The 26,739-nt window shown below is 68.3% G+C and carries 23 protein-coding genes; 12 read left to right on the top strand and 11 right to left on the bottom strand.

Features of this window, described 5'->3' with window-relative positions:
• The first annotated feature begins 20 nt into the window (after nucleotides 1-20).
• Nucleotides 21-905, top strand: a complete 885-nt coding sequence (locus IG75_RS0116860; RefSeq protein ID WP_036514256.1) for a poly(ethylene terephthalate) hydrolase family protein — start codon at nucleotides 21-23, stop codon at nucleotides 903-905.
• A 496-nt stretch (nucleotides 906-1,401) separates the two neighbouring features.
• On the top strand, nucleotides 1,402-2,631 hold the full coding sequence (locus IG75_RS0116865) for an NAD(P)/FAD-dependent oxidoreductase (protein WP_210436818.1): 1,230 nt from the start codon (nucleotides 1,402-1,404) through the stop codon (nucleotides 2,629-2,631).
• Nucleotides 2,632-2,761: 130 nt separating this feature from the next.
• Here IG75_RS0116865 and IG75_RS0116870 read toward each other — a convergent pair whose 3' ends face one another.
• Complete coding sequence (locus tag IG75_RS0116870) at nucleotides 2,762-3,196, bottom strand: RDD family protein (RefSeq protein WP_030522240.1); 435 nt, start codon at nucleotides 3,194-3,196, stop codon at nucleotides 2,762-2,764.
• 167 nt (nucleotides 3,197-3,363) lie between these two features.
• Here IG75_RS0116870 and IG75_RS37375 point away from each other — a divergent pair, with 167 nt between their 5' ends.
• From IG75_RS37375 to IG75_RS0116885, 3 genes are read left to right on the top strand one after another with little or no spacing between them, the layout of a single operon-like run.
• Nucleotides 3,364-4,023: a YbaB/EbfC family nucleoid-associated protein gene (locus IG75_RS37375; protein ID WP_051714668.1), complete on the top strand. Its 660-nt coding sequence runs from the start codon at nucleotides 3,364-3,366 to the stop codon at nucleotides 4,021-4,023.
• 3 nt (nucleotides 4,024-4,026) lie between these two features.
• The gene (locus tag IG75_RS0116880) at nucleotides 4,027-4,365 is read left to right on the top strand and encodes a type VII secretion target (protein ID WP_030522242.1); all 339 of its coding nucleotides are present in this window, start codon (nucleotides 4,027-4,029) and stop codon (nucleotides 4,363-4,365) included.
• Nucleotides 4,362-5,237 (top strand): hypothetical protein, encoded by an 876-nt coding sequence (locus tag IG75_RS0116885; RefSeq protein ID WP_030522243.1) that lies wholly within the window; start codon nucleotides 4,362-4,364, stop codon nucleotides 5,235-5,237. Before IG75_RS0116880 ends, IG75_RS0116885 begins: the two co-directional genes overlap by 4 nt.
• A gap of 111 nt (nucleotides 5,238-5,348) precedes the next feature.
• Here the strand turns inward: IG75_RS0116885 and IG75_RS0116890 are convergent, their stop codons facing one another.
• From IG75_RS0116890 to IG75_RS0116930, 9 genes are all read right to left on the bottom strand, one after another.
• A complete protein-coding gene (locus IG75_RS0116890; protein WP_030522244.1) occupies nucleotides 5,349-5,816 on the bottom strand; it encodes a hypothetical protein in 468 nt (155 codons plus the stop codon).
• Between the two features lie 51 nt (nucleotides 5,817-5,867).
• Nucleotides 5,868-7,643 (bottom strand): hypothetical protein, encoded by a 1,776-nt coding sequence (locus IG75_RS36330; RefSeq protein WP_036514259.1) that lies wholly within the window; start codon nucleotides 7,641-7,643, stop codon nucleotides 5,868-5,870.
• Between the two features lie 3 nt (nucleotides 7,644-7,646).
• The gene (locus IG75_RS0116900; RefSeq protein WP_030522245.1) at nucleotides 7,647-7,964 is read right to left on the bottom strand and encodes a hypothetical protein; all 318 of its coding nucleotides are present in this window, start codon (nucleotides 7,962-7,964) and stop codon (nucleotides 7,647-7,649) included.
• A 285-nt stretch (nucleotides 7,965-8,249) separates the two neighbouring features.
• Nucleotides 8,250-8,441, bottom strand: a complete 192-nt coding sequence (locus IG75_RS0116905; protein WP_030522246.1) for a PspC domain-containing protein — start codon at nucleotides 8,439-8,441, stop codon at nucleotides 8,250-8,252.
• 137 nt (nucleotides 8,442-8,578) lie between these two features.
• Nucleotides 8,579-9,964, bottom strand: a complete 1,386-nt coding sequence (gene glmM, locus IG75_RS0116910; protein WP_030522247.1) for a phosphoglucosamine mutase — start codon at nucleotides 9,962-9,964, stop codon at nucleotides 8,579-8,581.
• Nucleotides 9,965-10,159: 195 nt separating this feature from the next.
• The gene (gene rpsI / locus IG75_RS0116915) at nucleotides 10,160-10,672 is read right to left on the bottom strand and encodes a 30S ribosomal protein S9 (RefSeq protein WP_030522248.1); all 513 of its coding nucleotides are present in this window, start codon (nucleotides 10,670-10,672) and stop codon (nucleotides 10,160-10,162) included.
• Nucleotides 10,669-11,112 carry a 50S ribosomal protein L13 gene (gene rplM, locus IG75_RS0116920; protein ID WP_030522249.1) on the bottom strand — a complete coding sequence of 148 codons (444 nt, stop codon included), beginning with the start codon at nucleotides 11,110-11,112 and terminating at the stop codon, nucleotides 10,669-10,671. The genes rpsI and rplM overlap by 4 nt, the downstream gene beginning before the upstream one ends.
• Before the next feature lie 151 nt (nucleotides 11,113-11,263).
• A complete protein-coding gene (locus IG75_RS40260; RefSeq protein WP_281181640.1) occupies nucleotides 11,264-13,132 on the bottom strand; it encodes a hypothetical protein in 1,869 nt (622 codons plus the stop codon).
• Nucleotides 13,133-13,220: 88 nt separating this feature from the next.
• Nucleotides 13,221-15,830: an FHA domain-containing protein gene (locus IG75_RS0116930; RefSeq protein ID WP_030522251.1), complete on the bottom strand. Its 2,610-nt coding sequence runs from the start codon at nucleotides 15,828-15,830 to the stop codon at nucleotides 13,221-13,223.
• A gap of 113 nt (nucleotides 15,831-15,943) precedes the next feature.
• Between IG75_RS0116930 and IG75_RS0116935 the strand changes: the two genes are divergently transcribed.
• Nucleotides 15,944-17,377, top strand: a complete 1,434-nt coding sequence (locus IG75_RS0116935) for a neutral zinc metallopeptidase (RefSeq protein ID WP_030522252.1) — start codon at nucleotides 15,944-15,946, stop codon at nucleotides 17,375-17,377.
• A gap of 19 nt (nucleotides 17,378-17,396) precedes the next feature.
• On the opposite strand, the gene IG75_RS0116940 is transcribed toward IG75_RS0116935, so the two are convergent.
• The gene (locus tag IG75_RS0116940) at nucleotides 17,397-18,944 is read right to left on the bottom strand and encodes an FHA domain-containing protein (RefSeq protein ID WP_030522253.1); all 1,548 of its coding nucleotides are present in this window, start codon (nucleotides 18,942-18,944) and stop codon (nucleotides 17,397-17,399) included.
• Nucleotides 18,945-19,088: 144 nt separating this feature from the next.
• Between IG75_RS0116940 and IG75_RS0116945 the strand changes: the two genes are divergently transcribed.
• The 6 genes from IG75_RS0116945 (at nucleotide 19,089) to IG75_RS0116970 (ending at nucleotide 26,725) form a co-directional block, all read left to right on the top strand.
• Nucleotides 19,089-20,297, top strand: a complete 1,209-nt coding sequence (locus tag IG75_RS0116945; protein ID WP_030522254.1) for a DUF7373 family lipoprotein — start codon at nucleotides 19,089-19,091, stop codon at nucleotides 20,295-20,297.
• 300 nt (nucleotides 20,298-20,597) lie between these two features.
• A complete protein-coding gene (locus IG75_RS0116950; protein WP_030522255.1) occupies nucleotides 20,598-21,758 on the top strand; it encodes a TauD/TfdA family dioxygenase in 1,161 nt (386 codons plus the stop codon).
• Nucleotides 21,730-22,740 (top strand): ornithine cyclodeaminase, encoded by a 1,011-nt coding sequence (locus IG75_RS0116955; protein ID WP_030522256.1) that lies wholly within the window; start codon nucleotides 21,730-21,732, stop codon nucleotides 22,738-22,740. The genes IG75_RS0116950 and IG75_RS0116955 overlap by 29 nt, the downstream gene beginning before the upstream one ends.
• The gene (locus tag IG75_RS0116960) at nucleotides 22,731-24,113 is read left to right on the top strand and encodes an alanine racemase (RefSeq protein WP_081876942.1); all 1,383 of its coding nucleotides are present in this window, start codon (nucleotides 22,731-22,733) and stop codon (nucleotides 24,111-24,113) included. The genes IG75_RS0116955 and IG75_RS0116960 overlap by 10 nt, the downstream gene beginning before the upstream one ends.
• Nucleotides 24,114-24,170: 57 nt before the next feature.
• Complete coding sequence (locus IG75_RS0116965) at nucleotides 24,171-25,307, top strand: PLP-dependent cysteine synthase family protein (protein WP_081876943.1); 1,137 nt, start codon at nucleotides 24,171-24,173, stop codon at nucleotides 25,305-25,307.
• The gene (locus tag IG75_RS0116970; RefSeq protein WP_081876961.1) at nucleotides 25,307-26,725 is read left to right on the top strand and encodes an MATE family efflux transporter; all 1,419 of its coding nucleotides are present in this window, start codon (nucleotides 25,307-25,309) and stop codon (nucleotides 26,723-26,725) included. The genes IG75_RS0116965 and IG75_RS0116970 overlap by 1 nt, the downstream gene beginning before the upstream one ends.
• The last annotated feature ends 14 nt before the right edge of the window (nucleotides 26,726-26,739 follow it).

Raw genomic sequence — 26,739 nt, forward strand, 5'->3', positions numbered from 1 at the left:
TATCGGCTAACGTTCTCGTCGTGTCGGCGTCTGTGAAATCACTTCTGAGCACTCTGACCAGCCGCGGCCCGCATCGGGTGCTCCGCGGCAATCTTGCCATCGCGGGTCAGCCCGGGGTGGTGTACACGCCCGAGACCGGCCGCGATCTACCCGCGGTCGCGTTCGGGCACGGCTGGCTGAACGGCGCCGGCAACTACCGCACGCTGCTCGAACACCTCGCGTCCTGGGGCATCGTGGCGGCCGCCCCCGATACCGAGCGCGGCCCGCTGCCCTCCCACCTGAACCTCGCCACCGATCTGCTCACCACCCTCGATATCTGCACCGGGGTCCGCCTGGGCGACGGCACCCTCACCGTGCACCCCGAACGCCTGGCGCTGGCCGGCCACGGGATGGGCGCGGGCGCGGCCGTACTCGCCGCCGCCCAGCGCCCGGTGGCCGCGGTGGCCCCGCTGTTCCCGGCGCCCACCGCCCCCGCCGCCACCTCGGTGGCCGGTGACCTCACCACCCCGGCACTGATCCTGGCCGGGGTGAGCGATATCGATTCCCCGAACTCCGACGCGGTCCCCCTCGCCGCGACCTGGGGTGGCCCGGTGATCCTGCGCACACTCGACGGCGCGGGCCACAACGGGCTCACCGAAGGCCGCCGGCTGCTGGCCGCGCTCGGCGGCGGCAAACACGAGGAAAAGACGTCCCGCGCCACCCGCGCGCTGCTCACCGGATACCTGCTGCACACCCTGCTCGGCGACAAGACCTACAAGCCGTTCGCCGACCCGGAGACCTCGATCCGCCACACCCACGTCATCGACCCGGCAGCCGCCCTTCTGAGCCGGGAAGAGAGCCGGAGAGCCGCCGCGACCCCCGACCCGGCGGCGGTCGGCAAACTCGTCCGGACACTCCGCAAGTAACGCCGGCACCCCGTCGGAGACGAACGGTCCGGTCGTCGTCCACCGGCAGAGCGTAATCGACACAGGACAGACCGGGACGGGTCCGCGACGCTCCGAGGGCTCCGAGGGCTCCGAGGGCTCCGAGGGCTCCGAGGGCTCCGAGGGCTCCGAGGGCGGGACACACCGGCGCATCCGAAATATGCTGCGGTCCACTAGTTTTCGCCGCGTCGACCGCGCCGGGACAACATGGGTGGTGTCGCCCCCACTGCCGAGGTCGGCCGTCGAAGCGGCGATCGCCCGCTCGAGCCCCGGCACGGCTCTCCGGCGGGCCGCAGTGAATGCCCTACGCCGGCACCGTGATCTCGCTTTTCGCACTATGTGAACGCCCCGGCGTAGAGAGCGGCTCCTGCGCGCACTTCACCCCGGGACAGATCGGAGATGATCACGGTCGCGCATGAACCACGGACTCGGCCGATAGTGACGCCCATCACACACTGTCAGGTTTTCCGGAGCTGCGATGTCTTGTACTCGAACCCCTCGAAACGAAGGAGACACCGTGAACAAGAACATCGACGTGGTGGTGATCGGCGGCGGGTACGCGGGAGTGATGGCGGCCAATCGCCTGACGCAGCGCGACGACGTGGCGGTGACCGTGATCAATCCGCGCGAGGCCTTCGTCCCGCGGCTGCGGTTGCACCAGTTGGTCGGCGGGACCCACGATGCGGTCGTCGACTATCGGGATGTCCTGGCCGACGGCGCCCGGCTGGTCGTCGGCAGTGTGACCAGGATCGATGCCGCCGAGCGCAACGTGACACTGACCGACGGCAGCGCGATCGGCTACGACTACCTTGTCTACGCCGTGGGCAGCGCCGCCGCCGGGCCGCGGGTGCCGGGTGCGGCCGAATTCGCCCACCCGGTCGCGACGCTGGAAGCGGCACAGAAACTCCGGTCGGAACTGTTCGATACACCGTCGACGGCGGCGGTAACGGTCGTCGGAGGAGGCCCGACCGGTATCGAGACCGCCGCGGAGCTGGCCGAGCAGGGCCGCCCGGTCACCTTGGTCTGCGGCGGTGTTCTCGGCCCCTACCTGCACCCCAAGGCTCGGCGCACGGCCCGCAAGTACCTTGCCGGGCTGGGAGCGACCGTTATCGAAGGATCCGATGCGTTGGTCACCGCCGTCACGCGCGACGCCGTAGAACTCGGCGACGGGCGGACGTTGGCGAGCGCGGTCACGATCTGGACGGCGGGTTTCGGGGTACCCGACCTGGCCGGTCGTAGCGGGCTGAGCACCGATGCCGCCGGGCGTCTACTCACCGACGAGACACTGACCAGCGTCGACGACGAGCGCATTGTCGCGGCGGGTGACTCATCGGCTCCGTCGGATCTGCCGTTCCGGATGAGCGCGTACACCGCGTACTGCCTCGGAGCGCACGCTGCCGACACACTGCTGCACCGCATCGCGGGTGAACAGCCTTCCCCCATCGACCTGGCTTTCCCCGCCATGTGCCTCAGCTTCGGCCGGGAGGCCGGGATCTACCAGCTCGGCCACAAGGACGAGACCGCCATGCGGCTGTACTTCAGCGGTTTCGTGGGCAAGAAACTCAAAGAGTTCGCCTGCGAGGCAGGCATAAAGCATCTGGCGACCGAGGCGCACAAGCCGGGTTCACACCACTGGTTCAAAGACGGCAAACACCGGCCGCAGCTACTGCAGGCCCAGCGCGGCAACACGGCGGCATCGGTCGTATAGGACACTTCGCGGCGGCGCCCACCGGACGCCGCCGCGCACATATCACCAGCGCGAGAGCCGAGCGTTTCGTACGCGACGATGACAGCAGCAATGTGCACGAGGGGCTGGCCCCGCCCACCTATCGATCCATTCAGCGGCCGCGACCTCGGATATCGCAGCGGCGGACGGCCACTATATTAGGCACACCGTCATGACCCGGCGCACGTCCTGACAACAGCTCGCTCCAGCCAGGCCACGCCCCGTCGCGACCGCGAATCTCCACCAACCCGAAGATCAACTCCCCGACACTCGCATGTACCCACTTTCGCAGCAGAATCCGGTTGGCGCCGATGATGACAAACGGTATCGGCAGCAGCACATAGCTGTACGTTCTCGGTATTTCCACCGCGACCACAAGCACGCTCAATACGAGAGCCGGGCCGAACAGCAGGACAAAGTCGATGAACGCAGCACCCGTCGACCGCAGCCTGCGTGGTGACGGATACCGCTTGTCCCCGTCGGACCCGTGGTATCCCGGCAGAAACTGAGGCGTACTCGTCGACCCGAAGGCATCCCCCGAACTCATCGGATGATGGTGACACACCCGGCGAAGCCTCTTTCGACGGGATGACCGGTTCCACCAGAAATTGAATCGGTTCCGACACCCGACGTAGGATGCCGGAGCGATTCGCGCCCAAGGTCTTTCGTTGGCGGATCGGGCGAGCTGGGTGTTCTTGTCAGGGGAAGGTGTCGATGGCCGCCGAGATGGATCTGGACCGCGCGATAGAGGGGTTCGCGCAGATGGCCGCCGATGCGGAGCGCAGAGCTCAGCGGTTCGCCGAGCTACAGGAGCGGATGACAGCTCTGACGGCGACCGAATCGGGCGCCGGCGGTCGAGTCGGCGTCACTGTGGACAGTAGCGGCGTTCCGATCGCGATCGATCTGGCACCGGGTGTACGGGAGATGGATTCGCGTGTGCTGTCCGCCGAGATCCTGGCGTGTATGCGGCGGGCGCAGGGGAAGCTCCGGCCGGGCATTGCCGGACTGGTGCACGATATCGTGGGCGAAGATCCGGCCGGCGCCGCACTCGTCGACGGTTTCGACCGGCGCTTCCCGGAGCCGGAGACAAATGCGACGACGGCGCCGGATCTCGATCCGGCGCAGACCGCCCATTCATCGCCGCCGGCTGCCGTCCCGCCGTCCCCTCGGGATGTTCCGGCGCCACCCACCTGGGGCTCCATGTTTCCCCAGCAGGCCACCGACCCGTATTCCTCCCGGCCTCGTCCGACGCCACCTGCGTGGGACTCCACATCACCTTCGGCATCACGCACATCCGGCAAGGATCAGGTCGTCACTCCGGAGGAACCCGACGAAGAGACCGAGTACTACCGCCGGAAATCGTGGTTGGAGTGATCGATGACCGACAATCCTGACAGCGTCTCGGTCGATCCCGAGGAAGTGCGAAATCACGCGGACAATGTCGAGGCGCTCATGGGCAGCCTGGACAAATGCCTGGAAGCCGCCAACTACCTCGCATCGGCAGATGATGGGTACGGGAACTGGCTACGACCGGCGATAAGAGGGCTGTTCGAGGACAACCACCGGTCGACCATCGAAGTGATTCGCGCGGCCGGTGAGCGCACCGCCCAGGTACCGGAGAAGCTGAAGGCGACTGCCACATCCTTCGAAGACGCGGACGGGTCGTTCGCCACGACGCTACAGGGACTGCAGGCGGCGATAGGGGAAACCGAATGAGCTTCGACGACGCCGCGCCACCTGACAACGATCTCATCGACGACGAGTCCCACTACAGCAATGCCTACTTCCAGGAGGATGTCTCCTGGCTGTCCAATGTCGGGCTCGAAGGCGACGAAGAGACCGGCGGCCTGGGTGTACTCAAAGGCACCGCCGCCGGTGACGCGTGGGATATCTACGGGAATCTACGGAACGACAACACCGGTGAGGCAGTTTTCGGTGCAGCCGGGGTCGTGGCGACGGCGGTCGAGGCCGTCAAGGATCCGTTCGGTTTTACGGGCACCCAGATCGCAAAATGGATGTTGGAGCATATCGAACCGCTCCGGCAGGCCTACGAGGAACTCACCGGCAACCCCGCGATCGTCGAGGCATATTCGGCTTCCTGGCATGCCATTTCGACCGAACTGTCCGCGACCAAGGCCCAATGGCAGCGCACCATCGAGACGGACATCAACACCTGGTCCGGCAGCTCGGGCGACGCATACCGCAAACATGCCGGAGAGGTTCTCACCGCAATCGACACCGCCGCGGCGGCAGCGGCCGCTCTCGGCGAGTTGATGGATAAGGCATCCAAAGTCATTGCCATAGTCCGGGATCTGGTGCGCGATATCATCGCTGCCCTGCTCGGCGCGGCCATCGGATATACGATCGAGCTCGCGGTGACCGCAGGCGCGGCTGCCGGGCATGTCATTGCCTCGTTCCTGGCGAAGCTCGCGAAGAGCAGCCTGGACACAATGACCTATCTGAAGAAACTGAACGACGTGATCTGGTCATGGGGGACGTACACCGAACCACTCGCGAGAATCCTGCAGAACTATATGAGTTGGCGGAATTCCGGTGACACGGCAACCGGGCAAGCCGCGGCGACCTAGTCGGGTTCGATCGCATAGTGAGGACCCGACTGTTCGCTACGCGGCCCTCCAGCGCCCGGGGTCGGCGTCCATCGAGATTGCGCCAGATGAGCCCGCACAGTTCCTGATTGCTCAGACCAGCCAGCTGTTACGCCGGTAGTACTGGGCTTCGTCGTCTCCGTCGTCGTCCACGGGTGTGACGACCCGCTGATTCCGCCGCGCCGCCGCCGATCGCGCTATCGCTTCCCGGCGAGTGCGTAGTTCCTCATCGTCGAGCCGCGCCGTACCGGCTTCCCGCACCCGGCCGGACTCCGTTCCGGGCTGCCGCCCGGCACCGCGCGACTGCTCGTCCACCGGTATCACCTGCTCGTTCGAGCCGGATTGCCCGCCTTGTTCCCGGGCTGCTGCGTCTCCTCGGGCTGCTGTGTCGTCGACGCGTTCCGCCGATTCCCGCCAGAGCTGCCGCATCTCGGCGGCTGCCTGCTCGGTCAATTCACGGCTGCGGGCCTCGGACCGCCGCTTGGTCTCCGCCATCCGTTCCACCATGTGGTCGGCGTACCGTCGACATTCCTCGCCGATCCGTTCGACTTCACTCGCCATGCCCACCTCGCCGATCGTGTCGGGGAACCGTCAACCATGCCCTGCCCGTGGTCACAGCGGGCCCGCCTCGGCCAGCTGCGCGCCCGTATCCACCGCGGGTGCCGGCGGCGGCGCGGGTTCCTCGGGCTCGGCGGCGTCTTCTTCGGGCTGCTGCACCGGGTAGCTCTGCGGCTGATGCTCGCCGTCTTCCTGTTTCGTTCCGGCCGGGGCGCCGGGCACCCCCGCCGGGCGGCCGGCGGGCTGCTGTTCCTCGGCCGCGGGCGGAGCGGTCGCACCGGGCTGATTCTCGCCGACGATCACCGGGGTGCCGTCCGGCCCGACCTCCACCCTGTAGGTGACCGGCTCACCCGCGGCATCGTCCACCACAAGCTTCAACTGACCGTCGGAACCGACTTCGAGCTTGTAGTTCTTACCGTTGAACTCGACCCCCTTATCGGTATCCGGCTTTCCGTCACCGTCGGTATCCGCGTCCGGCTTCCCATCACCGTCCAGATCCCGATCGGGCTCTCCGTCACCGTCCACATCGGCGTCCGGCTTGCCGTCGCCGTCCAGATCCTTATCGGGCCTTCCTTCACCGTCGGCATCCTGATCCGGTTTTCCGTCACCGTCGAGATCCTTCTCGGGAGCGTCCTCGTCGTCCGGATCGAGCACCTGCTCGGCCTGTTCCCGCAGCTGCTCCAGCGTGCTGCCGATCTGTTGGCTCGCCGAGCTCACCAGGTTGCTCAGCCCCTCGGACAGCTGTGTTCCGAGGCCCGACGAAGCGAGCTGGGTGCCCAGTTGCGCGAGGGTGGACAACGGATTGTCCGTGGTGGTCGGGTTCGTCGAGGGTGTACCGGTCGTGGAGGGAGTGTTCGTGGTCGACGGGGTATTCGTGGTCGACGGGGTGTTCGTGGTCGACGGAGTACCGGTGGTGGACGGGGTCCCCGTGCTGCTGGGCTGGTTGGTGCCGGCGGGGCTCGTGGGCTGCGACGGGGAGGTCGTCGAAACCTTGGGGCACGGATACTTCGTCACGTTCAGGCCGGCGAACGCCTTGACCAGTTCGTCGTAGATACCCGAGACCTTGTCATTCGTCTGGTTGCAGGCATCCACGAATTCTTTGAGGTTCGACTCGTATTCGACCCGGAAGGTCTCATCGAGCCATTTATGACAGAAATCGCTTATCTTCTTCTGTTTGGTGTCGCCCGAGGCGATGATCAGACTATCCCATGCGCTGATTTCAAGCTCCGGGAATATGTTCTTTATCTTCCCCACCAGGCTATCGTCGCTGGCAACGTTACTCCAGCCCCATCCCCGGGCGGCGGTGATGATGCTGTCTATATCTTGGGCGGTCTTACCCTGCACCTTGGGATCACCGTCCAGCAGAATGCCTTCGGCAGCCTTGGCCTTGATCGCCACCGCCTGTCGCAGAGCCTGCGGTGCCGGGTCCATTTCCTCATGGACCTTGCGCACGATATTGATATCGGCCTCGGACAGCTGGAGTTGCGTGGCGATCATGCTCGCCGCCCGGGTCGCCGCTTCTCCCGACCACACCGTGGGGAGCGTCCGGGCGAGCACAGCCTGCTGATTGCGCTCGGTGGCGACCCGGTCGAGTACGGTCTTCAGCGTATCGGCGGCTTGCCGGAAGGCGTTCTCGTTCAAGCCGTTCTGGTGATAGAAGAGTTTGTGCAGGTCTGTATAACGCTTGAAATCGGGCAGGGTCGCGTCTCCCACCCATCGGAGGTAACGGACCTCCAATATCTCGAAGTAGCGCAGCGCCTTCGATCCGATTTCGAGTAGTTCGGTGCAGCCGCGATTCTCCGCCGCGGGCGCGCTCGGGTTGTCGGCCATTGCTCAGCTCGCCGCCTGCTGGGTGTCGGCGGCGTTTTCCTTGTCCACCGTGGAGAAATCGATCACGGTCTGCCCCATCGCATCACCGGTGAGCTGTGTGGCCTCGGCCCAATCGTTGAGCCATTGCTGTACCGCCTCGAGGCCGGCGTGAACGGCATCCCCCTGCTTCTTGTACTCGGCTCCGGTATCGGCGGGAGCGATCATGCTTCCGGCGACGACACCGGCCTGCCCCTTCACCATATCGGCGCTGGTACGCATATTGTTCGCCAGACCCACCAGGGCGTCACCCTGCATCCCGACCGTCTGATCACCCGTACTCATGGGTCTCCCCTCCGTGTCCCCGCCCCTCCCGGGTGGCCCCCGATCGGCCCTGCGGTGCTCGTCCTACCCGATTCGACGCGCCCGCACGGGCATCGGTTCCATCCCGCTCCGCGCGTCCGGCGCCCGATCACTCCCCTACTTTCCACTGGTCGACCGCGGGAATATTCCGGTTCATCCTTCCATCCCCGACGGTACAGCGCAGCCCCGTTCCCGGGCAGGAACGGGGCTGCTGGTGGCTATGGGGCACAGAGGGGTGCACCGGGGGCGGTCTGCGCACCGCCGGTGTCACCGCTTCGGCATGAAGATCCACAACGCCAGATAGATCAGGAACTGCGGGCCGGGCAGCACACAGGACACGACGAACAGCAGCCGGACGAGGCCGGAGCTCCAGCCGAAGTATTCGGCGATACCGCCGCAGACTCCGCCGATCCACTTGTCGGCGGTGGAGCGGGTGAAACGGCGTGCGGGGGCGGTCATGGCGGTCCTTTCGATCGCGGTTGCTACACCGTCCACTATCCGCACCCGGCCGGCGGCCCGCATCGGCAGCGCTACCGACCCGCACCCTGATTTCCGGGGTCCGCGGCTCAGGGTGGATCCCTGAGCCGCGGACCGGTTCAGACCGCCGCGACCAGCTTCGCGAGATCCTCGGCGAGCTGCTCGGCCCGCTCGTGATCCTCGGCTTCCACCATCACCCGGACCAGCTGTTCGGTTCCGCTGGGACGCAGCAGGATTCGCCCGGTATCTCCGAGCTGCCCCTCGGCGGCGCGGACGGCCTCGAGGACCCCGGGATCGGCGGTGACCGCGACCTTGTCCGTGACCGGGACGTTCACCAGAACCTGCGGGACCTTCTGGATCACACTCGCGAGCTCGGTCAGGGGCGCGCCGGTGCGCGACATCCGCGCCATCAACTGCAGGCCGGTGAGGATGCCGTCACCGGTGGTGCCGTGGCGCGGGAAGACCACGTGGCCAGACTGTTCCCCACCGAGGGTGTAACCGCCGCCACGGAGTTCCTCGAGGACGTAACGGTCACCGACACCGGTGGTGCGGACGGTGATCCCGGCCGCACGCATCGCCAGATGCAGCCCCAGATTGCTCATCACGGTGGCGACGAGAGTGTTCCCGGCCAGAGTTCCGGCGTCTCGCATACCGATGGCCAGGATCGCCATGATGGCGTCACCGTCCACCACCTCGCCCGCGGCGTCCACCGCCAGACAGCGGTCGGCATCGCCGTCGTGGGCCAGACCCAGGTCGGCCCCGTGTTCCCGGACCGCGTGCTGCACCTGTTCGAGATGGGTCGACCCACAGCCGGCATTGATATTGAGCCCGTCCGGGTCCGCGTTGATCGCGATGACCCGGGCGCCGGCCTCCCGGTAGGCCGCCGGACCGACCTCCGAGGCGGCGCCGTGCGCGCAGTCCACCACGACGGTCAGTCCGCTCAGGTCCTGGCCGGTGGCCTCCACCAGGTGCTCGATATAGCGCTCGTGGGTCCCGCCCACACTGAACTGGTCGGGCAGATCCGTACCGGGTTGCCGCGCCCCGTCGGCGCCGAGCACCCGGCCGATCGCCGCGCCCGTGGGGCGGTCCGTCCCACCGGAGGCCACCCGGGCCTCGATTCGTTCCTCGACGGCGTCCTCGAGCTTGTGCCCGCCCGCCGCGAAGATCTTGATTCCATTGTCCGGCATGGGATTGTGCGAGGCCGAGATCATCACGCCCAGGCTCGCGTCGTACAGAGCGGTCAGGTAGGCGACGGCCGGGGTCGGCAGCACGCCCACCGGTAACACATCCATTCCCGCGGCGGTCAGGCCCGCGGTCACCGCGGCCTCCAGCATCTCCCCGCTGGCGCGCGGATCCCGCCCCACCACCGCGACCTTGCGGTGACCCGTGTGCAGGTCCACACCCAGGACCTGCGCCGCCGCCCCGGCAACCCGTAACGCCAACTCCGGGCTCAACGAATCGTTGGCGAGCCCGCGCACGCCGTCGGTGCCGAACAGATGTCCCATACCTTGCCCCTCGTCAGTGAGTCCACAGCGCACGACGACGCCTGCCGAAACTGCCCTCGGAACGGCCGGCCGACGAACACCGCGGTAGATATAGCACGAGAGCAGGCGACCGGACTCCGGCCGGTCGCCTGCTCTCGGAACCGACACCGGCTCGCCCACCCGCACGCGGCAGGTGGACAGCCGGCATCGGCGATATCAGCGCTTCGAGTACTGCGGCGCTTTACGGGCCTTCTTGAGGCCGTACTTCTTGCGCTCGGTGGCACGCGGGTCACGGGTGAGGAACCCGGCGCGCTTGAGCGCGGGACGGTCGTCCGCGTTGACCACGGTCAGCGCCCGGGCGATGGCCAGGCGCAGGGCGCCGGCCTGGCCCGAGGGGCCGCCGCCGTGCAGGCGGGCGTACACATCGAAGGATTCGACGCGCTCGACGGTGACCAGCGGCGACTTCACCAGCTGCTGGTGGACCTTGTTCGGGAAGTAGTCCTCGATCGAGCGGCCGTTGAGCACGAAGTTGCCGGTACCCGGCACCAGGCGCACACGAACCACGGCCTCTTTACGGCGGCCGACGGTCTGCACCGGACGGTCCAGCGGGGCCGCGTACTCGACGAACTCGGCGTCGTCTTCGTAGACCTCGCCCTCGTCCAGGACCTCGGCGGCGGCGTCTTCGACGACCGCTTCGTCGTATTCGGTGTATTCCTCGGGAGCGGTCACTGGGCCACCTGCTTGATCTCGAACGGAACGGGCTGCTGAGCGGCGTGCGGATGGGTCGGGCCCGCGTACACCTTCAGCTTGCCGGCGATCGCGTTGCCGAGTTTGTTCTTGGGGATCATGCCCTTGACGGCCTTCTCCACCAGGCGGTCGGGGCGCGTATCCAGCACCTGGCCGACAGTGCGGGACTTCAGGCCGCCGGGATGCCCGGAGTGGTGGTGGATGAGCTTGTTCTGCCGCTTGTTGCCGCTGATGGCGACCTTGTCGGCGTTGATGATGATGACGAAATCGCCACCATCGATATGCGGTGCGTAGGTCGGCTTGTGCTTACCGCGCAGCAGATTCGCTGCCTGCACGGCAAGACGGCCGAGCACTACGTCAGTGGCGTCGATGACGTACCACTGCCGGGTCACGTCACCCGCCTTCGGGCTGTACGTAGGCACAGTGCTTCCCTGTCTGTCGTCGATGCTGCCGGCCCAGTGCGTGGTCGAGGGGTTCCCGGCGGCCGGTTGAGACCCGGGCCTCGGCGTTCCACACACCAGCCGGTCACGATACCAGCCGGGTGCCGTCACCCGGAAACCGCCCGGACGCTGCTCAGATATCGATCGGCGGGCCCGGATCGGCGATCCCCGGCAGCCCGGGCACCAGATAGCGCAGGGTGTCGATACCCGGTTCCGCGCATTCGGCCGGGTCCCTATCCTCGGCCGCTCCGGGGTCCGGCGTCGCCTGGCGCACGGAATCCCCGGGCGCGGGGGCCGTGGGAACGCGGGCGTAGAGCGGGTGACCGCCGGAATCATCCGCGTCCTCGGCGCCGGTGGCGGACCGGCGGCGCGGTTCGATCGTGACCCGCGGCATCGGCACACATCCGGCCGTCGCGGTCGACACCGCGGCGTCGGGTGCCGCCGGGGCGTTGAGCACCGGCTCGGTTCCGGCATGGGCCTGCGCGGTGCCCGCCCCATCCGCGCCCCACGCCGTGGCGGCGAGCGCGGCCACGCCGATGACGGCGTGGGCGCCGAACAGATTGTCCTTCATTTTGTTCCAGAGCTTGCCCTTGCCCCGGTCGCCCTCCGGCCCCGGGCCGGTCCGGGGGTCACCGGCGGGACCGGGCCGGGCGGGCGGGGGCACCGCGGATTGCGCACCGGTTTCCGGATCCGGTGGCCGGGTGAACCGGCTGGCCGGCCCCGCGATCGGTGGCGGCAACTCCCCGCGGTCGACCTTCACCGTGGCGTCCTGGTCCGGCTGCGGCACGCTGTACGGCGAGGGGCCGGGCCACCCCGGCGGCGGTGCCGCCGGGCCACCCGTCATCGGACCCGGTCCCGGGCCGTCGGGCCCGGGCCGCTCCGGACCGGGCGGCGGCGGAGTCGGCTCGGGCCGGGCCGGTAGTGGCGCCGCCTGCGGGCCGGGCGCAGGCAGGTTCGGACCCGGCGGGTGCGGGCCCGGCGCGGGTTGGTACGCCCCGGGCGGCGGGTTCTGTGCCGGAACGGACCCGTTCGGGACGGCTCCGGCCGGCGGCCGACCGGGAACCGCATAGTTCGCGGCGGACTCCGGCGGCGGCGCCGTATTCGGCCCGGGCTGCGGGTAGGGCGCCGGCTCTTCCTCGTCGTCCTCGTTCTCGCTGATCAACAGGTGTGTGGCACCGAGAACAAGGGCGTGCATGGGATGTTCGGCCTTCTTCAGGCGCTGCCCCAGATGGTTACGGAAGGCGAACCGCAGGGTCTCGTTGAACACCACCTGCCCGGCGAGCAGGACCGTCGAATTGTCGGCTCCGATGGAGCGGGCCGCGGCCATCACTTCGATCACGGTGTCGTCGGCGGCGCGGGCGTTGCGGGTCGATTCGGGGTCGATCGGCACGTACACCGATTCGGTGGGTCGCTCCTCGTCCCCGTGTACCGCGACCACCAGCACATTCGCCCGGCCGTCCACCACGTGCCCGTCGAAATGGACCGCGGTGGCCCCCACCCCTTCGGGCAGGGCGGGATCGGGCGGCCGGACCAGGCCGAGCGCGCGGACATAGCCCGACAGCGCGATCGATTCCGGGATCGGCTCGACCTCGACGTCGAGTTGCTCGACCAGCCGGGCGTAGGCGTCGATCTTCGCGTCCGGCCAGTCGTCGGGATACGGCAACGCGACCACATCGGGTTTACCCCGCAGATAGGTCCCCACCGCGGCCAGCGGGTTGTAGAGACGGGCCCGGAACACCAGCTCGGCGGGCCAGGTCGCCCCGGCTATGACGATCTGCGAATGCCCGAGGATGTCGCGGACATCGGGGATCGCCATCCCCAGATCGGGCCGCTGCCGGTCCGCGCCGGCGGTGTAGAGCCGGCCGGAGGCGTCGGCCAGCAGATAGGCGGGGGGGTTGTAGCTTCCCTCGACCTGTACGGGGCGGATGGGCACGCCGGATCCGCCCGCGGCCACGGACACCACATCCCACCCGAGATGTACCGCCCCAACTCGCACCATCACAGGCATCAGTGTGCCTGGTGTGCGGTCGACGCGCTCGCCGCCCCCACCCACCAGCGGCGAAGGCAGCGGATCGGCCCGTTCACCTGTCTCATCTCGCGGACTTCTTCAGCCGCAGCCGGGTCCAGGTGAGCAGCGCGAGCACCACTGTGATGACCACCACCAGGCCGATATCCAGGAACCATGCGCTACGCGTATGTTCCCAGAAGGCGTCCTGTTGCGATTGGACGAACAGTGAGCGAATATCCACCGTCGACGCCGCCGCGGCGTAGCCCCAGCGCGAGGGGAACAGCCACGAGATCTGTTCCAGCACCACCCGGTCGGTCACCGGGATGAGGCCACCGGCCATCACCAGCAGGCCCATGATCGCCACCACCAGCAGCGGCATCACCTGTTCGCTCGATTTCGCCAGACTCGACAGCAGCAGCCCGAACACCACACACGCGATCGCCGTGAGGGCGATATCTATATAGAGTTCGGCGCCACCGATGGCCAGCGCCGAACCCTCCTCCGGCCGCTTCTTGCCCAGCAGCACGAAACCGATCATCACACCCGACTGCAGCAGCGCGGCCACACTGAAGACCACGATCTTCGCGGTCAGGTAGGCCCCCGACCGCAATCCGACCGCGCGTTCGCGCAGGAAGATGGTCCGCTCCCCGACCAGATCGCGCACGGTGAGCGTGGATCCCATGAAGCAGGCGCCCAGAATCAGCACCACCAGCAGCTGCTGCGGTTCGGAACTGCCGGCGCGGACGAAGTTCCCGTCGTCGGTCTGAGTGAGCGGCGGCGGCGAGAACCCGTACTGTCCCGGCACCACCAGCGACAACCCACCGAGCACGAACGGCAACAGCACCAGGAAGGCGAGGTAGCCGCGGTCGGCCAGGATCAGCCGCAGCTGCCGGCGCGCCAGCGTGGAGAACTGTTTCCAGGCACCGGACTGCGGGGGCGAACCGCCACCGCCCTGCCGTGCCGCGGGCGGCGGCGGAGGCGGTAGCGCCGCCTGGCGGGATCGGTAGTGCGCGAACGCGGCATCCGGATTGGCCGCCACATCGGCGAAGATCTTGGCCCAATCGCTCGTTCCGAGCGCGGATTCGACACCGGCCGGGTTTCCGGCGTAGGCGGTTTTACCGCCGGGCGCCAGCAGCACCACCTGATCGCACATGTCCAGGCAGGCCACGGAGTGGGTGACCACGATCACCACGCGGCCGGCATCGGCCAGTTCGCGCAGCATCATCATGACCTGGCGGTCCAATGCCGGATCCAGGCCGGAGGTCGGTTCGTCCAGGATCAGCAGGGAGGGCCCGGTGAGCAGCTCCAATGCCACCGAGGCCCGTTTGCGCTGACCACCGGAGAGCCGGTCGACCCGGGTATCGGCGTGTTCGGTGAGCGAGAGTTCGCGCAGCACACCGTCGATCACTTCCCGGCGATCGGCTTTGGAGGAGTCGGGCGGCAGTCGCAGTTCCGCGGCGAAACCCAGGGCCTGCCGGACGGTGAGCTGCCGGTGCAGCACATCGTCCTGGGGCACCATGCCGATACGGGAGCGCAGCGCCTCGTATTCCGCGTGCAGATCACGGCCCTCGAAGGTCACGGCACCGCCGGAGGGTTGAGTGCTACCCGCGATCAACCGCGACAGCGTCGACTTACCCGCCCCGGAGGGACCGATCAGCGCGGTCAGCGTGCCGCGCGCGGCCTGCATGTTCACATCGACGAGCAGTTGTTTGTTGCCCTCGACGGTGAACCCGACCCCGTGCACGGCCAGGCCCTGTTCGGCGACGGGACGCTGCCGGTGCACCAGCGTGCCCTGCTGGACCTCGAAGTCGATGTTGCCGATGGTGATGATGTCGCGTTCGCGCAGCACCGTGTGCTGATGCCGGACACCGTTGACGAATGTTCCGTTGGCCGAACCGAGGTCCTCGATGGCGAGACCGTCGGGCCCGGCGATCAGGCGCGCGTGTTTACGGGAGGCCAGTGGATCGTTGACGACGATCTGGTTGTCCGAGGTCCGCCCGATCGCCAGACCCCCCGGCGGGATCCGGTCGGCGCGGGCGATGGGCCCCTCGGTATTGCGGTGGCGGACCGGTGGAACGGCTGCCACGCTCGCCTTGGCGGTCATATTCACATTGGCGGGCTGCGGCGGGACGACAGGCGGCTGGGCCGCGGTGGCGATCTGCGGCGGCCGGGGTGGCCGGCCACCGTGCGGCGGCCACTGCTGCGGCGCCGGACGCTGCGCGGGCAACGGCTGGCTGGGGGTCGGACCGCGCTGGCCGTGTGGTCCGACCTGCGGCTGTGGACCGGACTGCGGCCGCGGCGGCGGTGGCGCCGGACGCTGCGGCGGGGCGGGACGCGCCTGCGACGACGGCCGTGCCGGCTGCTGTTGCTGCTGCGGGACTCCGGAGGGAACGAGCCAGAGGAGTGGGCCGCTGATGGCGTCACCGAGCCGGACCTGGGTGGGCCGGTCGATCGGGACGGGTCCGCCGACCCGGCGAGCATCGACGAACACCCCGTTGGTACTTCCGTTGTCGGTGAGTACCCAGGCTCCCGACTGCCAGGCCAGTATCGCGTGGACCCGTGATACCAGCGGACTGTCGACGAACAGCGTCACCTCGGGCGCACGGCCCAGAGTGATCTGCTGATTCGAATCGAAGACTCGTTCAGTTCCATCATGGCGCACCGTGATGGTGCGCACCCCCGGTGCAGACATGCAGCGGATACTATTCCATTACCCGGGCATCGGAGGTGCCCCCGAGCGGGGGCGAACTCCCCGCTCCGGAGGCAACGAGCAGCACCCGCACCGGCCGAAATGGGGGAGGATCCATGCCGAAACTCACGACCGCCGCTGTCGTCGTCTCGGCACTGTGCGCACTGTTGCTGGTCACCGGGTGTACCCGTTTCGTGGACGGCCGGGCGGTATCGATCTACGACAATCCCTTCCAGGTCGCCGGCCTGCCGACCACCAGCGGTCCCAGCGGTCCCCGGGAGAACCCGCCGGCCTCGGACCTCGTCGCCGAGCACGGCGACGGCGGCGAGATCGATACCCTCGCGCTGAACGCGGTCACCGATGTACAGGCGTACTGGGAGCAGCACTACGACGCCGAGTTCGAGGGTGAGTTCGAACCGGTGGACAAATTGATCTCCTGGAGTGCCCGGGAGTCGCGGCGCGAATCGGTGGAGTTCTGTACCGAATCGACCTATCGGATGGTGAATGCCGCCTACTGCCGGCTGGACAACTCCATCGGCTGGGACCGGGCGCTGCTGCTGCCCACCATGACCGAGACATTCGGGAAGATGTCGGTGGTGATGGTGATCGCCCACGAATACGGGCACGCCATCCAGAACAACGCGAACATCGTCGACCGCGACGATCCGGTGATCGTCAAAGAACAGCAGGCCGACTGTTTCGCCGGGGCGTACATGCGCTGGGTGGCCGAGGGGGAATCGGACTACTTCACCATCAACACCTCCGACGGACTGAACTCGGTCCTCGCCGCCACGGTGGCGATCCGCGATTCGGACCCCGACGATCCCGAGAGCGTGCACGGTTCGGCCTTCGAACGGGTTTCGGCGGTGCAGATCGGTTTCACCGACGGCGCCAAGGGGTGCAAGGGGATCGATATGGACGAGATCGACCAGCGCCGGGGTGATCTGCCCCAGAGTTTCGAGGGCACATCCGGGGAGTTCGAGATCACCGAGCGGAGCCTGGTGGAACTGAGCAAGGCCCTGTCGGTGATCCTGCCGACCCCGCACGAGCCGACCTACCGCTACGACGGGGCCGAGATCGAATGCAGCGACGGCGTTTCCACCGAGCCTGTCACCTATTGCCCGGCCAGTAATACGATCGCCACCAATATCGGCGGACTCGCCGAGCGCGGGGCCGCCACCGATGACTCGGAGGTCCCGCTGCCGGTGAAGGTCACCGGCGACTACAACGGCTACGTGGTGTTCATCTCCCGCTACACCTTGTCGGTGCAGCAGAGCCGGGACCAGGACCTGGTGGGGGCGAAAACGGGATTGCGGGCGGCCTGCCTGTCCGGGGTTGCCACCGGGAAGCTGGCGGAATCCGGTCGGGCCGAAGGCGATATCACGCTGGCCGCCGGTGATCTGGACGAGGCGGTCTCGGGCCTGCTGACCGACGGTCTGGCCGCCAGCGATGTCGAGGGTAAAACGGTGCCGAGCGGGTTTTCCCGCGTGGATGCCTTCCGTGCCGGAGTGCTCGGCGGTGAGGACACCTGCAGCGCCAGGTACGAATAACGCGGCGACGAACCCCGCGTCACAGACCGAAGGGGGGCGGCGCGGCGGATTCGTACCGCAGCATCCGGTGGCCGATCAGAATTTCGGTGCCCGGCACCAGCACCACGGGCTGATGCGGCGGAATACGAACCCAGTCCCGGAAGCCCGTGGCCCGGGTGCGGGTACCGTTGGTGGATCCCCGGTCGACCAGCGTCACATCCCAGTTCACCAGCCGGAGCTCCGCGTGCGCGCGGGACATCCCGCCGGAATTGTCGACCACCTGTAGCGGGGTGAGCCCGCGGCGCGCGGGTTCGGAATGTTCCGGATCGCGGCCCAGCACGGAGTCGCTTTCCAGTAGATAGGTCGCACCGTCGTCGAGGACCAGGATGCCCAGCGGCGGACGCACCACTTCGATCAGCGGCTGGGTCTGGTCCACGGGCATACCGCAGACGCTGCAGAAGGCCGCCCGGGGATCGGTGGGATGAGCGCGCGCGCATTTGAACCCCATCACCTTCACGGTGAGCGCGGTGCCCTTCGCGGTGGCCTCGGTCCGGCGCCGCAGTTCCGGGTCCAGCGGGGGTGTCCCGCGTTCGGGCGGACCGGGCAGCGCGTCGGGTGACGCGTAGGGCTGGTGCTGACGCGGGGTGGGATGTGCGGGTGTCCGGCGCAGCCCATCCGGCTCCGGCTTCCGGGAGTCCGCCGTCTCGTCGGGCCCGGGGCCGGCCGCCGGACCGCCGCGCGGCGGCTGCCGCCCGCTGATCTCGGTCTGTGCCCGATGCGGATCGGTGGCGGGGACCGCGGTCCGCGGTCCGCCGGTGGGTTCCGGATCCCCCGGGGCACCGCGGAACCCACTCCCCCGTTCGGATAGTTCGACCGTGTCCAGCAGTGGCGTCGATACGGCGGTGGCCACGGCATCGGGGTCCAGCGGTGTCGCGGGCCGCACCGTGCCGCCGGTCACCGCGGTTTCCGCGGTCGGCTCCGGTGTCGTCCGGCTCCCGGTCGCCGTCACCCGGGAGCCGGGCGTCCCGCCGGCGTCGGTGGGGGGCGTCCAGGCGATCACCCCGCCGGCCTCGGCAATGCCCTCCACCAGCCGACCGATACCCCGGGTGGCCGGCAGTACGGGCCGGAAATCCTCCTCCGGGTCGCCGGCGGTGTCGTCGACGAACAGCGCGACCGCGCGGTCCGGTATCGCTGCCGCCCGGTCGACGGTGAAGACCGCGTCGCGGCCGTGGAAGTACTCGCTGTCCGCACCGTCGAGGATTGCGGTGACGGCACCGTGCAGGAATATCGCCACCCGGCCCGGGCCCGCGGCGGAGAGGATGCCGAAATCGACGGCGGTTCCCGGGCTGGTCCGGTCCGCCCGGGCCATGAGCCATCTGGTCGCCTCCCGGGCGATCAGCGCGCCCGGGCCCTCGGGCCGGCGTACGGCGGCCTCGTGCACCAGTTCGGCCAGTTCGACAAGGGCCCGCACCGCCGGGGCGTGCTCGGTGGGCCGGCCCGCACCGCGATGGGCCACCAGCACCACCGCCCCCGCGACCCGGGCCGCCGCATGCGCTCCGGCGACGACTTCGACCTGCTGATCCCGCACGAGGATCAGCCTCCGTCGGAGTCGTGCTGCGGTTGGCCTGCCACCGGTCCAGGGTATGGCACGGCGTGCGACGCCCCTCCCCGAGATCGTTGTACGTCGGGTAACTTCGACACCGCAGTTTCGATCGGAACGAGGGGCCAGCCCATGGTTCGGATATCGCGTGCCAGCACCGTCACCGCGGTCGTCGCTCTGGTAGCGGCCGCACTGTCCGGATGCGGTGCCCTGGTGGGGACGCCGGTCCCGGGCGAGATCGACGTGCGCACCCTGGCGGTCGGCGACTTCCCGGTCGACAAGTTCAGCTACCCCGCCGCCACGGGCGACCACGGGCCCATGCTGGAGGGTATCCGCATGTCGGAGGCGGTCGTCACCAGCAGTCAGGTCGATCCCTCCCTGAAATACGGCCGCGGTTCGAAGGTGCTGCCCGATACCGATGCCGCGACCGATTTCCTGGCCAATGTGTCCGCACCGGTGCTGAAGAATCGCCGGATGGTGGTCGGGTACGCGGCCAGCGGGGCCGATCGCGACGATCCGGAGGGCCAGACCCGCCCGGAGGCCGACGCCACCGCGATCACAGTGGTGGCTCTGCGCTTTCCCGATACCTCGGCGGCGGCCAAGGCGGCCAAGGAGTTGGAGGACGCCGATATCGGGGTCTCGCCGGACAACCGGCGGCTGAAGTCGGAGAAGCACCCCGACGCGCTGGTGCACTGGCGGCCCGGTATCGCCAATGTCGGCGCTTTCCTGGCCCACGACGAGTTCGTGATCTCGTTGTTCGTGCAGCGACCGAAGGCCGATAGCAAGGATCTGGTGTCCTGGGTGGACAAAACCCTCACCGCGCAGCTGGCCCAGCTCGGCCGGTTCAGTCCCACTCCCCTCGCCGATATCGCCGATCTCCGGGTGGACCCGGAGGACCTGCTCGCGCGGGTGGTGGTCGCCGACCGCTCGGGTCAGGTACCCGATCCCGACAAGTTCGCCGTCTACGGCCGCAACTATCTGATCAACTCGGCCGACGATCAGCCCGCCCGCGCCCGGCTGCTCGACGAGTCCGGATTCGAGGCCACCGCCTATGCCGACGGCAGTTCGGTGGCCCGGGTCCGCGATCCGGCGGGTGCGCCGATCCTGGTGGACGGTTTCGTCGAATCGACGGGTGCGGCCTACGACGCCCATCCCGCCCCGGCCGATATTCCGGGCGCGAAATGCCTGCAGCTCAACAGTTCCGGCGATCCGCAGCATCAGTACCGGTTCCGCTGCTTCGTGCAGTACAAGCGGTATGTGGGCGTGGTGTCCAGCGACAGCGAGAGCGAGATCGAGCAGAAGACCGCGGCCCAGTACGCCCTGCTCGCGAACAGTCTCTGACCCCGGTCGGCCGGTCGGCGGACCGGCCGAATTCGTTGCGGCACGGACACTCTCGTTCCCCGGCGCGGCGCGCCGATTTTGCCGCAAGGGCAGCCTAGCCTTACCGTGTTCTGCGTCTCATCGTGACGCGAGCGATCGGCGCCCGCGCACCCGTCCACCTGCACTTCGAGCGCGCAATACGCAAAAGCTATCACACGCCTTAGTTAGGCTACCCTTGCCACGGGTGCGCGAACGCACTAACTTCGCATCGACTCTCCACCACCGGTACTCCGAACAACGCTTCCGAGAAGGGAAATTTTGGTGAAAAGCGTTCTCTCCGAACGTAAGACGCTTCACCCTCCTAGCAGCGAAGATATCGAGCACCGTGAGTTACCCGAGACCGCCGGACAGGCGGTGCGTGAACTGGCCGCTGAGATCGCGTTCACACTGGATCCCGCGCCGGGAGCTGCCGCGCGCACCCTCGCCGACCCCGACCTGATTCATCTGATCACCGCACGCGCCGGCGAACTCCCCACGGCAGTCCGCACCGCGATGCGCCCGCCCGCCACCACGGCCGGCGCGTGTGTGCTGCGCCGGTTGCCCCTGCGCGACGACGAAATCGGCCCCACCCCACCGGATTGGCAGAGCGCGACCGCGTGGACCACCGAGCCCGAGCGCGCCGGCTGCTCATTCGAGCTGGATATCGCCATGCTGTTACTGGCCGCGGCGGCCGGGGAACCGTTCGGCTGGGCCGGGCAGCAGGACGGCCGGCTGGTCAACAACATCGTGCCGGCGGCCGGGCACGAGTTCGAGCAGTCCGGGGCCAGCAGCACCATCCTGCTCAGCCCGCACACCGAGGACGCCTTCCACCCGCTGCGCGCGAATCTGCTGCTGCTGGGTTGCGTGCGCAATCCGGACCGCGTCGGCACCACCGTCTCGTCGGTGCGCCGGGTCGACCTCACGGCCGCGGAACAGGACGCGCTGCGCACCCCCACTCTGCCGATCCTGCCGGACGTCTCCTACGGCTCCGGTTTCGACCGCGAAACCGCCGTACCGGTGCCCACCCTCTGGTGCGAACCCGGAGACGAAGGCAGGGCCGAGGCCCTCACCATGCGATTCGACCCCGCCTACACCCCGCTCGACGACGCCGGCCCGCACTACCGTGCGGCTTACCAGCGGCTGGAAAACGAACTCGAACGAGTATGTGTACTGGCCTGTCTCGAACCCGGCGAACTGCTCCTGGTCGACAACGATGTCGCAGTTCACGGCCGGGTTCCGTTCACCGCGCGCTACGACGGCACCGACCGCTGGCTCAAACGAGTGAACATCCGGCTACCCGAACGACCCCGCCGCGCAGCCGAATCCGAGGAGAATGGATACGGTCAGCGAATCATCGCGCCCTTCGCGCCGCTACCGGCGCCACGGGTGCGGGCAGAGCGGAACGGTGCAGTAGATGATCGAGGATCCGTTGAGCACACGTGACCGGCCGACCCCCCTGCGTGTCCTGAGCCGCGGCGATCTCGCCGATGTGCCGGTGGCCCCGGCCGAGGTGGTCCGCGCGGTGGAAGAGGCGTATATCGCACTGGCCGCGGGGGATTCCGATAATCCACGCAAGCTCAGCGTGGCCAATCCGGACGGCTGGTCGGTCGCCTACGCGATGCTGGGCCGTGACGGCCGGCGCCGGGTGGTCGCCATGAAGACGTCCTACAAGTTCGACCCCGGGCACGATCGCACCACCAAGCGCTACTACACCACCATCACGCTGTACGACGACACCACCGGCGCGCCCATCGCCATGATGGACTGTGCGCGGGTGGGCGCGCTGCGGACCCCGGCGGTATCGGCGCTGCTGGTGCGGGAGACGGTGCACCGTGACGCCGATACCGTGCTGCTCGTCGGCACCGGCACCCAGGGTCGCAACGCGCTACCGCATCTGCTGGCCGCCAACCCGCAGTTGCGCAAACTGATGCTGTACGGCACCCATCCCGAGGGGATCGAGGCGGTGCACCGGCAGCTCGCCGAGTACGCCCCGCACGCACTGCTGGAGAATGTCGACGACCCCTACGCCGCGGCGCGGACCGCGGATGTGGTGCTGGCGACCGCCGGACCGGGGACCGAGGTGGCCATCGAATCCGAGCACCTCAAACCGGGTTCGGTGGTGGTGCTGGTGGGTTACGGACTGGCTCCCTCCACGCTGCATGCCGCCGACCGGGTGATCGCCACCAGCGCCGAGCAGATGGCGGTGACCGGCACCGATATGGCCGACGACCACGGCGAACTGCGCCGGGTGGACGCGGAGCTGCCGCAGATACTGAGCCGGCGCGCCGTCGCCCGGCAGCGGGCGGACCAGAAGATCTTCGTCTACAACAGCGGTCTGGTGCTCACCGATATCGCGGTGGCCCATGCCCTGGCCGAACAGGCCATCGCCGAGGGTCGTGGCACGGAGGTCTCGCTATGGGATTGACCGGAGCCGATGCCCCCACCGGAGCCGGATCGGGATCATCGGGCCGGTACGCGGGCACCGTGGCGGCACCGGTCCCCGCCCATCGCGATCAGTGGGAGCGGCGTATCCTCGCCGATCCGCAACTCCTGGGCGATATCGCTTTCGCGGTGGGCGGCCCCTTCCATCTGATGTATCCCGCCCGGGTGGTCGACAATATCCGGGGCTTCCAGCGAGCGTTCACCGAGTCCGGGGTCACCGGGGCGGTGTACTACGGCAAGAAGGCCAACAAGGCGGCCTGTGTGGCACGGGCCTGCGCCACCGCCGGGGCCGGTATCGATGTATCCAGTACCGGCGAACTCACCGCCGCACTCGGACAGGGCATCCGCGGCGCGGATCTGCTGGTCACCGGGCCCGAGAAGACCGACGATCTGCACTGGCTGGCCGCCCGGCACGGATGCCTGGTCGCCGTGGACAGTATCGGCGAGCTGAAACGCCTGGCCGCCCTGGACATCCCGGTCCGGATACTGCTGCGGGCGTTGCCCGCGGCCTCGGCAAGCCGGTTCGGTATGTCGGCGGAGGAACTCGATCACGCCGTTTCCGAATCGGCCGATTATCCGTCGATCACTCTGCAGGGGTTCAGTTTCCATCTCTCCGGTTACGACCCGATCCCCCGCGCCGAAATGGCCGGGCAATTGCTCGACCGGTGTCGCGCCGCACGGTCGCTGGGCCATCCGGCCACCACCGTTTCCATCGGGGGCGGGTTCGGTGTCGATTACGTTCCCGCCGCCGATTGGGAGGAGTTCCGGGAACACGTGACCCGCCGCTGGTTCCATTCCGGGAAAGCGTTCGAGTCGTACTATCCGTATTCCTTTCCCGAACCCGGCCCCGCCATGCTCGCCGCGATTCTCGGGCGCGACGATCTCGCCGGCCGCTTGCGGCGCACGGAGACGACCCTGGCGGTCGAACCGGGCCGGGCCCTGTTGGACCGGGCGGGCAGCACGGTCTTCCGGGTGCAGGGCGGCAAGACCCGCCACGAACACGGGCAGCCCTACCGGATCCTGACCGTGGACGGTACGAGCCTGAGCCTTTCCGAACAGTGGTTCGACAGCGAATACCTTCCCGACCCGGTGCTCTGGCCCGACGGCCCCGGGACCACGACCGCCACGGTCGTCGGCGCCGCCACCTGTCTCGAATCGGACATGCTGAGCTGGCGCCGGATCCCGCTGCCCCGCGCGGCCGAGGCCGGCGATCTGCTGATCTACCCGAATACCGCCGGATACCAGATGGATTCCAACGAATCGCCCTTTCACGAATTGCCTCTCCCGCCGAAGGTGGTGCTCTCCGAAGCGCCGGGCGGCCGGTATCGCTGGGCTCTCGATCAATCCCGTCACTGAGACCGTCAGCTCCCGGTCTCTTCGCATTGCCCGTTATCGACGCCCAGGAGATCCGCCATGTCCCTCGTCACCCGTGTCACGGACCTGATCGGCCGAACCCCGCTCTTCGAATTGGCCGCCACCGGGTCCGGCACTCGATTACTCCTCAAGCTGGAACAGTTCAATCCGACCGGCGCCGCCAAGATCCGGATGGCGCGGGAAATGGTTCTCGACGCGGAGCGTCGGGGTCTGCTGCGCGAGGGCGGACATATCATCGAATCCACATCCGGAAATACCGGGCTCGGTCTCGCTGTGGTCGCCGCCGAACGCGGCTATCGTTTCACCGCGGTGGTCGACCATCACGCGAGTAAGGACAAATTACGGGCGATGCGGGCAATGGGCGCGGAGCTGGTTTTCGTCGCCGACGACGGCGACGACAATCTGGCGACCTCGGCGCGTGAGGATTACGCCGCCGCGCTGGCGGCCGGGCAGCCCGACGCGTTCTTCACCGAACAGCACAACAACGACGCCAATGCCGTGGGCTATTACGCGGTGGCCGAAGAATTACTGGCCGAGGTGGACCGGGTCGATATCCTGCTGTCCGCGGTCGGCACCGGCGGTTCCCTGTTCGGTACCGCGACGCGACTGCGGCAGCTGGGGTGTGTCCCGCGGGTGATCGGCGTGGAACCGGTCGGCTCGATCGCTTTCGGCGGACCGGGTGGGCCGTACTGGCAGTCGGGCACCGGCACCCCGCCCGGTGCCACCATCGGTACGGCCGTGGACTACGACCTGCTCGACGAAGGCGTGAAGGTGACCGACCGGGCCGCGTTCGCCACCTGCCGCGCGGTATCGCGGCGGCTGGGCCTGATGCTCGGCGGTTCGGCGGGCGGTTCGGTCCATGCCGCGCTCACCCGGCTCGAGGAGTTCCCGGCCGGGTCCACCGTGGTCACCATCATCTGCGACGGCGGCGAGAAATATCTCGACACCGTCTTCGACGACGACTGGATGGCCGCCCGCGAATTGCTCGATATCGAGACCGAACGCGAAGTCCATGCCATGCTGACGCGCTACGCCCCCGCGAGCCGCGGCAAACATCCGGTGGGGGCGGCCGTTTTGAACGACGCCGCGGCCGGGAATACCCACGCCGTCCGAGTCGGCCGACCGGACGAACACGAACATACGGAGGAATCGGACACTATGGTGCGGGCCCGGTGATCAGCACACCCCTCTCGCGAATTCGTCCCGACGGCCGGCGCCCGGCCGCCCCGGCCGGTCTGGCCGCCCTGGCCGCTCCGATCGCGCTCACCCAGCTGGCGCAGGTCGCCGTATCCACCACCAATATCGCCCTGATGGGCAGCCTCGGTGTGCGCGCGGTCGCCGCCGGTGGTCTGGCGCTGGTGCTGTTCAACCAGATCCGCACCATGTGCGTCGGACTGATCACCGGTAGCGGCAACCAGATCGCCGCCGCAGTGGGCGCCGCCGGCAAACGCGGCGACGATCCCGACCCCGAGATCCGCGATGTGGTGCGGTCGAGTTTTCTGATCGCCACCGTCGCGGGCCTGCTCGGCGGCGCGGTACTCATCGGGCTGGGCTGGTCGCTGCAATGGCTCGGCCAGGACGCCGGAGTGCTGGCCGAGGCCCGGCCGTTGATGGTGGCGCTGGCTCCCGGCCTGCTGCCCTGCCTGTGGTTCCAGGTGCTGCGCCAGTACACCGTGGGGATGCAGCGGCCGCAGGCGCTGCTGGCGGTGACTCTCGGTTCCATCGCGGTCAACCTCGTGCTTGCCCTGGCGCTGATCCACGGCTGGGCCGGATTGCCGGCGCTCGGGTCGACCGGTGTCGGGGTGGCCACCTCGCTGGTCTTCCTGCTCATGTTCGCCGTGTTCTGGACGATGGTGCGCCGCGATCCCGAACTCGGCGCCACCCTGCCGATCCGGCCGTGGCCGGTGCGGATGACGACCGTACGCGGCGAACTGCGGCTGGGCACCCCCATCGCTCTCACCTACGGGTCGGAAGCCGGGATGTTCTCGGTACTCGCGCTGGTCATGGGGGCGCTGGGCCCCGCGGCGCTGGCCGCCCACAATGTCGTGTACCAGGTGATCTACATCGTGTTCCAGATCGCCATCGGTATCTCGCACGGCGCGTCGGTCCTGGTCAGCCACAGTGTCGCCAGGGACGAGACCGCGGACGCCCGGGGCCTGGCCCGGCTGGCGCTCCGGTTCGCCGGGGTGGTCACGCTGGTCACCGGCCTGGCCTATGTGTTCATCCCCGACCTGGTGTTGCGCCCGTTCCTCGATCCCACCGACTCCGCGACCGTGGAACTGGCCCGGTCGCTGCTGCTCATCGGTATCGTGCTGCAGTTCTTCGACGCGGCCCAGAACATCGGCACCGGGCTGCTGCGCGGTCTGCAGGCCACCAACGCGGGTTTCCGGCTGTCGGTGGTCGGCTACTGGATCGTCGGGCTCCCGGCAGCGCTGCTCCTGGCCTACCCCGCCGGGTTGGGCGCGGCCGGGGTCTGGTGGGGACTGACCGCGGGCCTGGCCGCCACCGCCGCACTCATGGTGCGCAAGTACTTCCGCCTGCTGGACGAGCACGACGTACTCCTGGCTCCCCGCCGACGGGAGCCAGTAAGTTAGGATTGCCTCTCCAA

This window comes from Nocardia rhamnosiphila NBRC 108938 (genome assembly GCF_000720425.1).
In the GTDB taxonomy this organism is placed as follows: domain Bacteria; phylum Actinomycetota; class Actinomycetes; order Mycobacteriales; family Mycobacteriaceae; genus Nocardia; species Nocardia rhamnosiphila.